Here is a 14,759-nt window from a genome sequence, read left to right as displayed (position 1 = left end):
TTTAACGCGAACATTTTTTAAAGGTGGTCTGTTTTTGTTCTTAGAAAATATTTTTGTCACAATGAAACCAAATTGAACAAAATATAATAAAATTAATTTTACAAATTTTAAATTTATGAGTGTGTGATTTATAAATAATAAATTTTACAATTTTTAAATCTATGAGTGTGTGATTTAGAAATAATAAATTTTACTAAATCTAGATATAGTATTGTTAATTAAAAATAAAATCTTATTTGGTATAAGTACTTTAGGTTGAAATTTTTCAGCAACAGTAGATGATTTTATAAGGCTGATATCTTTTTTGTTATTCTTGAAATGTTTCTTGAAGCATTAGCTTTCTTTATAATTCCAGTTTTTGCAACTTTCATTAATTCGGAATTCAACTTTGGCAAGAATTTTAGAGCTTCATCTTTTTTATTTTCTTCAAGAAGAAGGTTCATTTTTTTTATAGCATTTCTATACTTGCTCTTACGAGCCTTATTAACTAGTGTTTGCGTAGCAATTTTTCTAATTCTTTTAATTGCTGATTTTGTGTTTGCCATAAGCGCAGTGGTATAGCTTGAGAATTTATACTGGTCAATAGAATAATTCCCTATTTTTGGCAAGTATTACAAAAGAAAGTTGATCTATTAGATATAAATATTTTCTGAATTTTACCGTTACATTTATTTCTTAGGCAGCTTAGGTTTTCTCTTTGATAAACTCTAAATTCTTTTTGGAAGTTTCCACTTTTTCCAGTGATATTTTTAAAATCTCGAATACTTGAGCCTCCTTTTTTAATAGCTCTATTAAGTATACTTTTTGAATAAGTAATAATTTTTTTGCAATCTTGCTTAGTTAACTTTGATGCGTAGATAGTTGGATTAATTTTGCATAAAAATAAAATTTCACTAGCATAAATATTTCCAATTCCTGATACAAATTTTTGATCTAATAAGAAACTTTTTATATCCTTCTTTTTATTTGTAAAATAACCAATTAAATATTCTAAGTTGAAAGTTTTAAAAAAAGGTTCTGGTCCTAAGTGACTAAATCTTTTTTCAAGTTCCTTCTTATTTTCTATAAATTTAAAAAACCCAAATCTTCTAGGGTCATTGTATATAATCCTTAAACCTTCAAAATGAATTTCTACATGGTTATGTTTCTTTGGGAGGCTCGGTGAGTTATAAAAACTAGTATTGGTAAACTTACTAATGTTATTTTTTTTTATTAAATGAACAGTTCCAGACATTCCCAAATGAATTAAACAAAAAGATTCATCGTAAAAATTCAAGATTAAATACTTTGAAAATCTAGTTACTCTTTTGATAATTTTATTTTTTAATAATTCTTCAAATTTTAGAGGAATTTTAAACCTTAAGTTTCTATTCGTAATTATTATTCTTTTGATTTTTTTACGCTCTATTTTTTTAGATAACGATTGTTTGACTATTTCTACTTCTGGTAATTCTGGCATTTGATACTATATTATCAATAAATAATAAATTTAATATGCAACAATATCTCCAAAATAAAAAGGGCCTTGTCCAAAGTGTCTTTGATGATGTCTATGACAAATATGATTTAATGAATGACTTTATGTCGTTAGGAGTTCATAGGGTTTGGAAAAAAGATCTATTAAGTTGGATGAACCCTTCAAGTAAGAAAACTTTAATTGATGTTGCCTGCGGTACTGGAGATCTTGGTAAACTTTTTTTAGATGCAACTGATAAAAATGGAGAAATATTTTGTGTCGATCCAAATAAGGGAATGGTTGGTAAAGGTAAAGAAAAGTTAAGTACTTATAAAAATATAAATTGGATAATAGCTCCAGCTGAAAAATTGCCTATTAAAGATAATTCTTGTGATTACTACACAATTAGTTTTGGGCTACGAAATACTAAAGACCTAAACAAAGCCCTATCAGAGGCTTATAGAGTTTTAAAACCAGGAGGTCGTTATCTATGTTTAGAATTTTCTAAAATTCAAAATTCTAATTTGGACTTTATATATAAAAATTATTCTAAACTTATTCCTTTGATTGGAAAAGCTATTGCTGGACAAAAAGAACCTTATGAATATCTAATTAAAAGCATTGAAGAATTTATCAATCAAGAAGAGTTAATCGATTTAATGAATAAAAATAGATTTATTAACTGTAGCTATAGAAATTTATCAGGTGGAATTGTAGCTATTCATTCAGGTTGGAAAGTCTAATGTTAAAAAAAATATTTATTTTATTTAGATTAGGAAGAAAATTAGCTCGTTCTGACATATTAGCTATTCTTTCTAAATTTAAAAAACCACCATTGGGAATCAAGATTATCTTTCAAATACTTTCATTTTCTTTTTCAGCGCCTAACAAAACTAATTTAAACGAAAATGAAGGGGCAAGACTTTCTAAATCACTACAATCAATGGGAACTACATTTATTAAATTAGGACAATTTCTAGTTACTAGACCTGATATTATTGGGGATGATTTAGCAAAACAGTTAGAAGGTTTACAAGATAGATTGCCAGCCTTTACCTTATCTGAAGCAAAAGTAATAATTAAAAAAGACCTAGGAGATGACACCTTCAATTCAATCATTGATTTAAGTGAGCCAGTTGCAGCAGCTTCGATAGCGCAGGTTCATAAGGCAAAAATAAATGACAATGGAACCATAAAAGATGTTGCTATTAAAATTTTGAGACCAGATATTAAAAAAGTTTTTAATGAAGAAATAGATGCCTTGATGCTTTTTGCTTTTATGGTTGAGTCATTTATAAAAAAAACAAAAAGATTAAAATTGGTAGAAGTTGTTTTTCTTCTTAAAGAAATAACTAATTTAGAAATGGATTTAAGATTTGAGGCAGCAGCTGCAAATGAATATGCTGAAAATACAAAGAATGATGCAGGTTTTAGAGTTCCCGCTATTTATTGGAATTTTACAAGCGAAAATGTGATGACACTTGATTGGGTTGATGGTGTTTCTATTCGTGAAACAGAAGATTTACAAAAAAGGAACATAGATACTAAAAGGATAGCCTCCGATGTTATTCAGCATTTTTTAAGACATGCTGTAAGAGACGGTTTTTTTCATGCTGATATGCATCAAGGAAATATATTTATCGATGATAATGGGCAAATTGTTCCTATAGATTTTGGTATAATGGGAAGATTAGACAACCTTAGTAAAAGATTTTTAGCTGAAATTTTATTTGGATTTATTCAAAGAGACTACAAAAAAGTTGCTGAAGTACATTTGGTTGCTGGTCTAGTTCCTAAAGATGTACCTGTTAATGATTTAGCACAAGCATTAAGATCTATTGGTGAGCCAATCTTTGGGCAATCTGTAAAAGATATTTCTGGGGGGAAATTATTAAAACAGCTTTTTGAAGTTACTGAAAAATTTAATATGCAAACCCAACCACAATTATTGATGTTACAAAAAACAATGGTGGTTGTTGAGGGGGTGGCTAGAAAACTTAACCCTAATACCAATATATGGGAGACTTCCAAACCAGTTTTAGAAAATTGGTTAAGAGAAACAAAAGATCCAATCAATACCTTAAATGAAAGTTTAAAAACTACCACTGAAGTAATTAAAAGATTGCCTGATTTTCCAGAGATTATGGATAAAGCCAATCAAGCTTTATCATTTTTAGCAAGTGGACAGATCCCCCAAAATTCAAATTCATTTACCGCCTTAAATGAAAAGAGATCTGAAATGACTGCCTTTAGAAATCAGTCTATTGTTGGTTTATTACTGCTTGTAATTTTTGGTCTAGTAGTATTTTAATTCGCACAATGAATAATTTATCTGAAAGAAAAATACTTTTAATAATATGTGGTGGCATATCTGCTTATAAAAGTTTGGAGCTAATTAGATCTTTAAAAAAATTAGGTGCAAAAGTTAAAACTATTCTTACTAAAAGTGCCAAAGAATTTGTAACTCCTTTATCTATTGCCTCACTATCTCAAGAAAAAGTTTATGAAGACTTATTTAACCCTGAAAATGAGGCTGAAATGGATCATATTTCACTATCTAGATGGGCAGACTTAATTGTTGTGGCTCCAGCTACAGCTAATACAATTTCAAAATTGAGTGCAGGGTCTTCTGAAGATCTGGCTTCAACTGTAATTTTAGCTTCTGATAAAGATATTTTTTTAACACCAGCTATGAATGTTAGAATGTGGGAACACCCATCAACTAAAGAAAATCTTAAAAAACTAAAATCATTTGGTTATAAAATTATAGGTCCTGAAGTTGGTGATATGGCCTGTGGAGAATTTGGTGAAGGTAAAATGACTGAACCAGATAATATTGTTCAAGAAATTAATTCATACTTTAGTGAATTAAATAAGAATTATAAACTAAAAGCCTTAGTAACGGCTGGACCAACTAATGAGTATATTGATCCTGTAAGATTTATAACAAATAAGTCTTCTGGGAAACAAGGCCATGCCTTAGCAAAAGCATTTGCTAAAAAAGGTTTTCAAACTACTTTAATTTCTGGACCTACAAATTTAGTGGTGGGTAACAATATAAACTTAATTAAAGTAGAAACTGCAGATGAGATGCTTAAAGCTACACAAGATAATCTACCAGCTGATGTAGCAATTTTTTCAGCAGCTGTTGCTGACTTTAAGGTTAAAGAAATAAATAATAGTAAAATAAAAAAACAGGAAAAATTACACTTAGAACTAGAAAAAAATATTGATATTTTAAATTATGTATCAAAGCATAATTCTCTAAGACCGAAGTTGGTAATTGGATTTGCTGCAGAAACTAATAATGTGGAAGAAAATGCAAAAAAAAAATTAGAAGAAAAAAATTGTGATTGGGTAATAGCAAATGATGTTTCCAATAAAGCAATTGGATTTGACTCTAATTTTAATGAAGTTTCAATTTATTATAGAGAAAAAAATATGAATGATGAAAAACTTTCAATAAAAAGTAAATCTGAAATTTCTGATGAAATAGTAGATAGAGTTATTAAAAAATTAAATTAAAATTCAGTGGCTAAAGTATTAATCAAAAAATTAAATCCTAAAGTAGAATTACCTACCTATAAAACAGATGGTGCTTCAGGTATGGATTTGATGGCTTTTATAGAAGAGCCTATTAGAATAGCCCCTAATAGCTCATATTTAGTTCCTACAGGCCTTTCAATGGCATTTTCAGAGGATTATGAAGTACAAATTCGTCCTCGATCTGGTTTAGCTGCTAAAAAAGTATTACAGTTTTAAATACTCCAGGAACAATTGATAGTGATTATAGAGGAGAAATTAAAGTTATACTTTTTAATCATGGTAAAGAAGATTTCCTTATCAACAATAAAGATAGAATAGCACAAATGATCTTAATGCCTGTAATTAAGATGGAACTTGAAGAAACAGATAATTTGCCCAATACATTACGAGGTGATGGTGGATTTGGTTCAACAGGTAAATGAATAACCAATTAAGAAAATTATCAATAGAAAGATATTCAAGACAAATAGTACTAAAAGATATTGGCACTATAGGGCAAAAAAAAATTATATCTGCAAAAGTTTTAATTGTTGGAATAGGTGGGTTAGGGTCTCCTGTTGCTGAATTTCTTGCAAGATCTGGTGTTGGTTCGATAGGAATAGTTGATGATGATAAAGTTAGTTTATCCAATCTACACAGACAAAGTCTTTATAATACCAATGATATAGGAAAATTTAAAGTTCAAGTAGCAAGAGGTAAAATTAAAAAAATAAACCCAAGTATTAAAATTAAGATTTACAAAATAAGACTAAATAAAAATAATTTTAAGAAAATTATAAAAGATTATGATTATATAGTTGATGGCTCTGATAATTTTTCCACAAAATTTTTATTAAATGATTTTTGTTATAAATTTAAAAAAATACTTGTAACTGGAGCTATAAGTAAATTTGACGGTCATATATTTACTTTTAATTTTAAGAATAAAAAAATTCCATGTTTAAGATGTTTTTTTCAAGACTCTGATATTTCAGATGATTTATTAAATTGTGAGTCTGAAGGTATTCTTGGTACTGTTGCTGGTATAATTGGAACTATACAAGCAAACGAAGTTTTAAAGAAAATACTTGATATTGGAAAGGGTCTTGATGGATATATTTTTATCTTAGACTTATTACAATTAAATTTTAGAAAAGTTAAACTTAAAAAAAGAAAAAACTGTTTTTGTAAATGATAAAAAAAATAGCTATTTGGTGTTTTTGTCTATCAATTTTAAGCATTCAATTCATAAGCGCAGAGGGAAAATTTTTATCTCTAAAAAAAAATAAGACTAATGTTAGGTATGGACCAAGCATAGATCGTTCTATTAAATATGTTTATAGAAAAATTAATTTGCCTGTAAAACAGATAGACAAAAAAGAGAATTGGAGAAGAGTAGTGTTTTTTGATAATAATAGTGGCTGGATTCACTGGAGTCAGTTGAAACCATCAAACTCTATTATTATTTTAGAAGATAAAATCTTATATAAAAAACCATCCAACTTTTCAAAACCAATAGCCAAACTAGAAAAAGGAAGGCTATTAGTTTTAAAAAAATGTGAAAATATATGGTGTAATGTAAAAACCGATGATTATTCAGGTTGGGTCAAAACTGAAAATATTTGGGGTTCTATTAAATAAAATCAGAACATAGTGATTTAACACTATTTTCAGCTAGTCTTGTAGTGTGGGTATACTCTTTATGATCAATCCCAAGTTCTATAGTTGTGCTATCTGACTTAAATTTAGAAATTTGATTTTCATTTAATTTGAAATGGATAAATTGCACTGAAGAAGCTTTTCCTTCTGCAGATGTTCTATCAACATCTTCTTCTGGAACAGCCTTAACAATTTCATCATTAATTTTTATGAATATTTTTTCTTCAATTCCTCCAACTTTACCTAAAAATGCAGCTCTTAAAATTGGATTATCGATTTCAAACATTAGGGTAGCCGTAAGTTCTTTTCCATTTGGAACTAAAGGGTTGTAAGCTATTAATTCATCTTTTAATTGCTCATCACCTCCTTTTTCGATGTGAAGCATTTCTTGAACTTGGGCAACCATAGTTTCAAAACTTTCAAAATAAAAAGTGGCATAAGGACCAAGTGCTATTCTTCTATCTTTTTTAAACTCAACTAAATCTTTTCTAATTTGTTTTCTACTTTTTGCATAAACATCAGATGGTAATAAATCTTCTTTTTCTATTTGTCTTTTTTCTTTACTCATAATTATAGTCTATAACTTTTTGCCATTAATTCGATAGGATGAAGTGCCTCATCATTTGCAATATTTGTGTCTGTTTCTAGTTGTTTTAAATGCTTACCTGCCAAAGGACAATCTGAAGCCATATATTTATTGTTTTTATTTTTAATTTGTCTTGCTGTTGGTGTTCCAACTTTTACAGCTAAATCGTGAGTTTCCTTCATCACACCAAAAGTCCCCCCATGACCAGCACATCTTTCAACAACATCCATTTTTATATTAGGGATAAATTTCAGCATATCTCTGGATTTAATACCCATGTTTTGTGCTCTTGCATGACATGCGTTATGAACTGTAACTCCGCCATCAATTTCTTGTAAACCTTCTGCTAGGCCTTCCTTTTGTGCTATATCAACGATATATTCATCTATGTCACTAACGCTTTTTGAAAGTCTTTTAATATTTTCGTCATTTGGTAATAGTAAAGGCCATTCAAATTTTAACATTAGACCACAACTGGCTGTTAAAGTAATAATTTGATAACCCTTGTCTACCCACTCCAACAAATCTTTTGAAACTTTTTTGGCTTGCTCTACAACTTTTGGTAAATCTGCTTGCTCAAGATAAGGCATTCCACAACAACCTGGATAAGCTTCTTGAACTTCTACTCCATTTTTCTTTAAAACTTTTAATGCAGCTACGCCTGTATCTTTTTTATTAAAATTAACAAAGCATGTTGAATAAATTACAACTTTTCTATCTTTAGATGGAGCTTCACTATTTGTTGGAATATTATTTTTTTTAAAATAATTTGTAAATGTTTCTGAATTATAAGTGGGAAGCTTAACTCTCACATCAATTCCAGCAACTAATTCTAATATTTTTCTAAAAAATGTATTTTTAATGTTTGATGCCCAGTTTATTAGTGATGATAGCATTACACCAATTTTTCCATTTCTATCAATTTGAGCTAATTGTGCTGGCACTGCTGGCAATTTATTTAATTTTTTTTGAGCCGTTCTATATCTCAACATTAAATGAGGAAAGTCTAAATCAAAATCATGCGGTGGAACATAAGGGCACTTGGTCATAAAACACATATCACATAAAGTACAAGCGTCTACTACAGGTTCAAACTGTTCACTTTTTAAACTTTCTACATCCTCATTTTCTGACTCATCTATCATGTCAAATAATTTTGGAAACGAGTCGCATAAATTAAAACATCTTCTACATCCATGGCAGATGTCAAATGCTCTTCTCATTTCGTCATCTAATTTTTTGGGGTCTAAAAAATCAGGATGCTCAAAATTTATTGGGTGCCTAATGGGTGCATCTATGCTGCCTTCTTTGCTCATATTTAAAATTTTAGGATTTAATGGTGGGGAAGAACCCCACCATAAATTAAGTCTTATTTACGCAATAGATTCTAATGTTTTTTGGAATTTACCTGCGTGTGATTTTTCAGCTTTTGCTAAAGTTTCAAACCAATCAGCAATTTCTGAAAAGCCTTCTTCTCTAGCTGTTTTTGCCATACCTGGGTACATGTCTGTATATTCATGTGTTTCACCTTGTACCGCTGAAGCTAAATTCGCTTTAGTTTCACCAATTGGTAGTCCCGTTGCTGGGTCTCCAACTTCTTCAAGATACTCAAGGTGTCCATGTGCATGACCTGTTTCACCTTCAGCTGTAGATCTAAATACAGATGCTACATCGTTATAACCTTCAATATCTGCTTTTTGAGCAAAATATAAATAACGTCTGTTTGCTTGGCTCTCACCAGCAAATGCATCTTTTAAGTTTTCTTCTGTTTTACTACCTTTTAATGACATGTTTTTCTCCTTAATGATTATGAAATATATATAATCATTCTAAACTGTAAGTCAACAGTTTAGAATTGTTTTAATGTAATTGTTAAATTATTGATATTATTAAATTATTTTTGATTTTGATTATCACTCGCAACTTTAATCAATACTTCTACTGATTTTATTTTTTTTCCAGTGATATTTTTTTTTATATTTACAGAATCAATATCTTCGTTACTACAATCAATGAGCTCATTGGTATCTTCGTCAAAAAAATGATGGTGCTCTGTCACGTTAGTATCAAAATAACTTTTGTCTGAATTGATAGAAATTTCTTTTAAATATCCTTTTTTTTTAAATGCATGAATTGTATTATAAACTGTTGCTAAAGAAATTTTTTCACTCAGCTTATTCTCAATAATTTTAGTTAGATCATTTATTGTAAAGTGAAAGGTTTTTTCAGGTGAAAACAATACTTCACAAATTTTTAGTCTCTGTCTTGTTGGTCTTAAGCCAGATTCTCTTAATTTTTCAGTGTATATACTTATATTGTTCATTACTGTTTATAATAGTTCTAAACTATTTCTATATTATAATCACGATAAATCAAGTATTAAGGGACTGAAATTTATGAAAAAAAACTCATTCACATACGATGAGCTAATAAGCTGTGGAAATGGGGAACTTTTTGGCCCAGGTAATGCAAAATTACCACTTCCACCAATGCTCATGTTTGATAGAATAACAGAAATCAACGAGGATAATGGTAGATTTAGCAAAGGTTCTTTAAAAGCAGAACTTGATATCAAAGAAGACCTTTGGTTTTTTGATTGTCACTTTAAAGGAGACCCTGTTATGCCAGGTTGTCTTGGCTTAGATGCTATGTGGCAACTAGTTGGTTTTTATCTTGGCTGGCTTGGTAATCCAGGTAAAGGGAGAGCCTTAGGAGTAAGTACAGTAAAATTCACTGGTGAAGTTTTACAAAATGTTAAAAATGTAAGATATGAAATTGATATAAAAAAAGTTATGGCACCAGGTGGAACAACAGTTGGTCTTGCAAATGGTTTGGTGTTTGCCGATGATAAAAAAATATATTCAGCAGAAAGTTTAAAAGTGGGGTTATTTAAATAATGAGAAGAGTAGTAGTTACAGGTTTAGGAGTTGTTTCTTGTTTGGGAAATAATCAGGAAGAAGTTTATCAGTCTCTTTTAAATTCGAAATCTGGAATATCTTTTTGTGAAGAATACAAAGAACACAATTTAAGAAGTCATATCCATGGTAAACCAAACATAAAACTTGAAGATCACATAGATAGAAAAACAATAAGGTTTATGGGATCAGGATCAGCTTATAATTATATAGCAATGAAAGAAGCTATTAAGGATTCAGGATTAGAAGATAAAGATGTAAGTAATTTTAAAACTGGAATAGTTATGGGTTCTGGTGGTCCTTCAATTGAAAATGTAGTTTTGTCTGTTGATAAGACTAGAGCTAAGACACCAAAATTAATGGGACCATTTATTGTTCCAAGAACTATGGCTAGTACATCTTCAGCAACTCTTGCTGTACCTTTTAAAATCAAAGGAGTTAATTATACGATGAGTTCCGCATGTGCAACTAGCGGACACTGCATCGGTCATGCAAGTGAATTAATTCAAATGGGTAAACAAGATGTTGTATTTGCAGGCGGTAGTGAAGAATTACACTGGGCTATGACTGCAATGTTTGATGCGATGACTGCTTTATCCTCTAAATACAATGATGCACCTGGAACTGCTTCTAGAGCTTACGATAAAACTAGAGATGGCTTTGTAATAGCAGGTGGTGGTGGAGTTTTAGTGCTTGAAGAGTACGAACATGCAAAAGCTAGAGGCGCAAACATATATGCTGAATTAACAGGCTATGGCGCGACTTCTGACGGGTATGATATGGTAGCCCCATCAGGTGAAGGTGCTGTTAGATGCATGAAGATGGCTTTAGCGACAGCTAAAAACAAAATGGACTACTTAAACACTCATGGAACATCTACTCCAGTTGGAGATATAACAGAGCTTAGAGGTGTTGGGGAAGCATTTGGTGCTGAGGTACCAAAAATTAGTTCTACTAAATCTCTTTCAGGTCACCCGCTGGGTGCTGCTTCGGTTCATGAAGCAATTTATAGTTTAATCATGATGAAGAATAGTTTCATCACAGCTTCAGCTAATATTACTGATATGGATGATGAAGCTAAAAAATTTCCAATCATAACTAAAACTGAAATAGGTGTTAAATTAAACTCTGTAATGTCTAACAGCTTTGGTTTTGGTGGAACAAATGCAACTTTAATTTTTGAAAAGGTTTAAATGAGTTTAATGAAAGGTAAAAGAGGATTGATCATGGGAGTTGCCAATGAAAGATCTATCGCTTGGGGTATTTCACAAAAACTTGCAGAGGCTGGAGCAGAACTTGCATTCACTTATCTTGGTGATGCCTTAAAGAAAAGAGTAATCCCTTTAGCAGAAAAATTAAATTCAAAAGCTACATTTAGTTGTGATGTTGAGAATAAAGAAGAGGTAATAAAACTTTTTGAAGATATCAAATCTGAATGGGGACAAATTGATTTTGTAGTTCACGCAGTTGCTTTTTCAGATAAATCAGAATTGTCAGGTGAATATCTAAATACAACTAGAGAAAATTTTTTAAGAAGTATGTTAATCTCGTGTTTTTCATTTACAGAAGTTGCAAAAGAAGCATCTAAATTAATGAAAGAGGGTGGAAGCCTGTTAACTTTAACTTATGAATCTACTAAAGCTATTCCAAATTATAACGTGATGGGTGTTTGTAAATCTGCTCTTGAAGCAAGTGTTAAGTATCTTGCAAGAGATCTAGGTACTAAAGGCATGAGAGTAAATGCAATAAGCGCTGGACCTATTAAAACTTTAGCAGCTTCTGCTATTGGAGATGCGAAATTCTTATACAAATGGAATGAAGACCATTCTTTCCTAAAAAGAAATGTAGATATTCATGATGTTGGAAACTCAGCATTATATCTACTAAGCGACCTTGCAGCTGGTGTTACTGGTGAAATTCACTATGTAGATGCTGGATATAACAAGGTTGGGATGCCCGATCCTAAGAATATTACCTAAAATATAGTTAAATTTAATTAAAAATATTAGGAACAATTTTTTAGACTTAATGATTTATATTTAAAAAAAATAAAACATAAGTTAAGATTTTGAATGATTTTTGTAAAAAACCTTGCCTCAGTTTCTGATCAAGAATGGTCATCAACTGAAAAATATCCTGGGGTTAAATGGAAATTTTTAATTGATGCAGATTTTGATGGTAGTTCTAGTTTATCAGTAGGTTTCGCTCAAATAGCACCTGGTGGCAATCTAACACTTCATTATCACTCGTCTGCAGAAATATATGTGGTTACCAATGGTACAGGAATATTAAATAAATCTGGTGAACATGAGACAATTAAAAAAGGTGATGTAGTTTATATAGCTGGAAATGCAGAGCACTCCTTAAAAAATGATGGTAAAGAAACGTTAGAATTTTATTGGATTTTTCCAACAGATAGTTTTTCAGAAGTAGAATATTTCCCAACAAAACAAGAGAGTGCATAGAGCTTTCAAATAAGTGCCCCATAAAAAAAACCCCCAGAACTTTCATTCCAGGGGTTTAGAATTTTAATTTAAAAATTATTCAGCAGCTTGTTTCATAGAAAGTTTAACTTTACCTCTATCAAAACCAATCACTTTAACTTTTACTTCATCGCCTTCTTTGACAACATCAGTAACTTTTTCAACTCTTTTAGCAGCAAGTTCTGAAATGTGAACAAGACCATCTTGTTTACCTAAGAAGTTTACAAATGCTCCAAACTCCATAATTTTCATTACTTTACCTGAATAAATTTTATTAAGTTCAGCTTTTGCAGTTATGTCTTTAATAATCTGCATAGCAATGTTTCTAGACTCTTCGTCTGGAGCAGAAACTGTTACCACACCTTCATCATTCACATCAACTTTTGCACCCGACTTTTCAACAATCTCTCTAATTGTTGCTCCACCTTTTCCAATCACAGCTGCGATATCTTTTTTATCAACAGTAATTTGTTCCATTTTTGGAGTGTGCTCACCAACATCAGCTCTTGATTCACTTAAGACTTTATTCATTTCACCTAAGATATGAACTCTTCCTTCTTTAGCTTGTTTTAAAGCCTGCTCCATGATTTCAAATGTGATACCTGTAATTTTGATATCCATTTGAAGTGAAGTAATTCCATCTTTAGTTCCAGCAACTTTAAAGTCCATGTCTCCAAGATGATCTTCATCACCTAAAATATCTGACAAGACACTAAAGTCATCGCCTTCTTTAATTAATCCCATTGCAATACCTGCAACTGGCTCTTTAATTGGCACTCCAGCATCCATAAGCGCAAGAGATGCACCACAAACACTCGCCATTGAAGAAGAACCATTAGACTCTGTAATCTCAGACACTATTCTGAAAGTATATGGAAATTCTTCTTTTGAAGGTAGTGAAGAATTAATTGCTCTCCATGCTAATTTTCCATGGCCAACTTCACGTCTTCCAGTTCCAATTCTTCCAGTTTCACCAACTGAGAAAGGAGGAAAGTTATAATGAAGCATAAATCTTTCTCTATGTTGTCCATCTAAACTTTCCAATCTTTGTTCGTCATCAGATGTACCTAAAGTAGTAACAACAATCGCTTGGGTTTCTCCTCTAGTAAATAAAGCTGATCCGTGAGTTCTTGGTAAAACACCAACTTCACACTCAATAGCTCTTACATCAGCTAAACCTCTACCATCTATTCTTTTTTTGTTTTTAAGAATATCAGTTCTAACAATCTTCTTTTCAAGATTTTTTAATTCATCATTAACATTAAAATCAGAGTAATTTTCATCTTCTGCAAAAAGCTGTTTTGCTTTATCAGAAATTTCTGAAATTTGATTTGATCTATCTTGTTTGTCTATTGTTGCAAAAGCTTTAGTTAAATCTGCTGTAAAGTTTTCTTCAAGTTTTTTCTTAATTTCCGATAAATCTTTTTTCTCAACAGTCCAATCTGGCTTTCTGCATTCTTTTGCAAGTTCCTCAATCATTTCGATTACTGGAACAAAACCTTCGTGACCAAACTTAACTGCATCTAACATTACTTCTTCTGTTAAACCTTTAGTCTCAGACTCAACCATAAGCACAGCATCTTTAGTACCTGCTACAACTAAATCTAAAGTAGAGTTTTCTAGCTCAGCTTTTGATGGGTTTAATATATATTTACCATCAACTAAACCAACTCTTGAAGCACCCACAGGACCCATAAATGGCATTCCTGAAATAGCTAGCGCTGCTGAAGAAGCTGTAATTGCTAAAATATCTGGTTGATTGTCTTTGTCATATGAAATTACTGTTGGTAACAACTGAACTTCATTTTTAAATTCACTTGGAAACAAAGGTCTGATTGGTCTATCAATTAATCTTGAGATTAATTGTTCACTTTCAGTTGGTCTTGCTTCTCTTTTAAAATATCCACCTGGAATTTTACCACCTGCATAATATTTTTCTTGGTAATTTACGGATAGAGGAAAATAATCCATATCTGGATTTACTTTTTTTGCTCCTACTACTGTTGCTAAAATAACTGTTTCACCACATGAAGCAATGATTGCTCCATCTGCTTGTCTTGCTACTTTACCTGTTTCTAAACTTATCTTCTTACCTGCTACTTCAATTTCCTTCTTATATACTTTGAACATCTATT

At 30.9% G+C, this 14,759-nt stretch carries 16 protein-coding genes and 1 pseudogene; 10 read left to right on the top strand and 7 right to left on the bottom strand.

From position 1 onward, the window contains the following. Positions 1-284: 284 nt before the first annotated feature. Together rpsT and mutM are read right to left on the bottom strand one after the other, a co-directional pair. Positions 285-545: a 30S ribosomal protein S20 gene (rpsT, locus tag ABXT72_RS07495; protein ID WP_415278314.1), complete on the bottom strand. Its 261-nt coding sequence runs from the start codon at positions 543-545 to the stop codon at positions 285-287. Between the two features lie 50 nt (positions 546-595). Next, the gene (mutM, locus tag ABXT72_RS07490; protein WP_415278313.1) at positions 596-1,459 is read right to left on the bottom strand and encodes a bifunctional DNA-formamidopyrimidine glycosylase/DNA-(apurinic or apyrimidinic site) lyase; all 864 of its coding nucleotides are present in this window, start codon (positions 1,457-1,459) and stop codon (positions 596-598) included. Between the two features lie 35 nt (positions 1,460-1,494). Here mutM and ubiE point away from each other — a divergent pair, with 35 nt between their 5' ends. The 6 genes and pseudogenes from ubiE (at position 1,495) to ABXT72_RS07460 (ending at position 6,622) form a co-directional block, all read left to right on the top strand. Continuing rightward, positions 1,495-2,199, top strand: a complete 705-nt coding sequence (gene ubiE, locus ABXT72_RS07485) for a bifunctional demethylmenaquinone methyltransferase/2-methoxy-6-polyprenyl-1,4-benzoquinol methylase UbiE (protein WP_415278312.1) — start codon at positions 1,495-1,497, stop codon at positions 2,197-2,199. After that, positions 2,199-3,767 (top strand): 2-polyprenylphenol 6-hydroxylase, encoded by a 1,569-nt coding sequence (gene ubiB / locus ABXT72_RS07480; protein ID WP_415278311.1) that lies wholly within the window; start codon positions 2,199-2,201, stop codon positions 3,765-3,767. The genes ubiE and ubiB overlap by 1 nt, the downstream gene beginning before the upstream one ends. A gap of 8 nt (positions 3,768-3,775) precedes the next feature. Next, a complete protein-coding gene (gene coaBC, locus ABXT72_RS07475; RefSeq protein ID WP_415278310.1) occupies positions 3,776-4,981 on the top strand; it encodes a bifunctional phosphopantothenoylcysteine decarboxylase/phosphopantothenate--cysteine ligase CoaBC in 1,206 nt (401 codons plus the stop codon). Between the two features lie 6 nt (positions 4,982-4,987). Continuing rightward, a pseudogene (dut, locus tag ABXT72_RS07470) lies at positions 4,988-5,424 on the top strand (dUTP diphosphatase). Continuing rightward, positions 5,421-6,176, top strand: a complete 756-nt coding sequence (locus ABXT72_RS07465) for a HesA/MoeB/ThiF family protein (RefSeq protein WP_415278309.1) — start codon at positions 5,421-5,423, stop codon at positions 6,174-6,176. The pseudogene dut and the gene ABXT72_RS07465 overlap by 4 nt, the downstream one beginning before the upstream one ends. Next, on the top strand, positions 6,173-6,622 hold the full coding sequence (locus tag ABXT72_RS07460; RefSeq protein WP_415278308.1) for an SH3 domain-containing protein: 450 nt from the start codon (positions 6,173-6,175) through the stop codon (positions 6,620-6,622). Before ABXT72_RS07465 ends, ABXT72_RS07460 begins: the two co-directional genes overlap by 4 nt. Here the strand turns inward: ABXT72_RS07460 and ABXT72_RS07455 are convergent. The 4 genes from ABXT72_RS07455 to ABXT72_RS07440 form a co-directional block, all read right to left on the bottom strand. After that, positions 6,615-7,208, bottom strand: coding sequence for a DUF3501 family protein (locus ABXT72_RS07455; RefSeq protein WP_415278307.1), 594 nt, complete (start codon positions 7,206-7,208; stop codon positions 6,615-6,617). The genes ABXT72_RS07460 and ABXT72_RS07455 overlap by 8 nt on opposite strands. A gap of 2 nt (positions 7,209-7,210) precedes the next feature. Beyond that, positions 7,211-8,542 carry a (Fe-S)-binding protein gene (locus ABXT72_RS07450; protein WP_415278306.1) on the bottom strand — a complete coding sequence of 444 codons (1,332 nt, stop codon included), beginning with the start codon at positions 8,540-8,542 and terminating at the stop codon, positions 7,211-7,213. A gap of 57 nt (positions 8,543-8,599) precedes the next feature. Further along, complete coding sequence (locus tag ABXT72_RS07445; RefSeq protein ID WP_271512302.1) at positions 8,600-9,016, bottom strand: rubrerythrin family protein; 417 nt, start codon at positions 9,014-9,016, stop codon at positions 8,600-8,602. Positions 9,017-9,120: 104 nt separating this feature from the next. Continuing rightward, positions 9,121-9,549 (bottom strand): Fur family transcriptional regulator, encoded by a 429-nt coding sequence (locus ABXT72_RS07440; protein ID WP_415278305.1) that lies wholly within the window; start codon positions 9,547-9,549, stop codon positions 9,121-9,123. 73 nt (positions 9,550-9,622) lie between these two features. On the opposite strand from ABXT72_RS07440, the gene fabA reads away from it, so the two are divergent. The 4 genes from fabA (at position 9,623) to ABXT72_RS07420 (ending at position 12,606) form a co-directional block, all read left to right on the top strand. Continuing rightward, positions 9,623-10,123 carry a bifunctional 3-hydroxydecanoyl-ACP dehydratase/trans-2-decenoyl-ACP isomerase gene (gene fabA, locus ABXT72_RS07435; RefSeq protein WP_415278304.1) on the top strand — a complete coding sequence of 167 codons (501 nt, stop codon included), beginning with the start codon at positions 9,623-9,625 and terminating at the stop codon, positions 10,121-10,123. Continuing rightward, a complete protein-coding gene (gene fabB, locus ABXT72_RS07430; RefSeq protein WP_415278303.1) occupies positions 10,123-11,334 on the top strand; it encodes a beta-ketoacyl-ACP synthase I in 1,212 nt (403 codons plus the stop codon). Before fabA ends, fabB begins: the two co-directional genes overlap by 1 nt. Continuing rightward, positions 11,335-12,120, top strand: coding sequence for an enoyl-ACP reductase (locus ABXT72_RS07425; protein WP_415278302.1), 786 nt, complete (start codon positions 11,335-11,337; stop codon positions 12,118-12,120). A gap of 93 nt (positions 12,121-12,213) precedes the next feature. Continuing rightward, complete coding sequence (locus tag ABXT72_RS07420) at positions 12,214-12,606, top strand: cupin domain-containing protein (protein WP_415278301.1); 393 nt, start codon at positions 12,214-12,216, stop codon at positions 12,604-12,606. Between the two features lie 75 nt (positions 12,607-12,681). Here the strand turns inward: ABXT72_RS07420 and pnp are convergent, their stop codons facing one another. After that, positions 12,682-14,754: a polyribonucleotide nucleotidyltransferase gene (gene pnp, locus ABXT72_RS07415; protein WP_415278300.1), complete on the bottom strand. Its 2,073-nt coding sequence runs from the start codon at positions 14,752-14,754 to the stop codon at positions 12,682-12,684. Between the last annotated feature and the right edge of the window lie 5 nt (positions 14,755-14,759).

It is taken from the genome of Candidatus Pelagibacter sp. Uisw_094 (assembly GCF_047729535.1).
Classification (GTDB): Bacteria; Pseudomonadota; Alphaproteobacteria; order Pelagibacterales; family Pelagibacteraceae; genus Pelagibacter.
The sequence above is the reverse complement of the archived record's forward strand: the minus strand, read 5'-3'. Positions and strand labels throughout refer to the sequence as shown.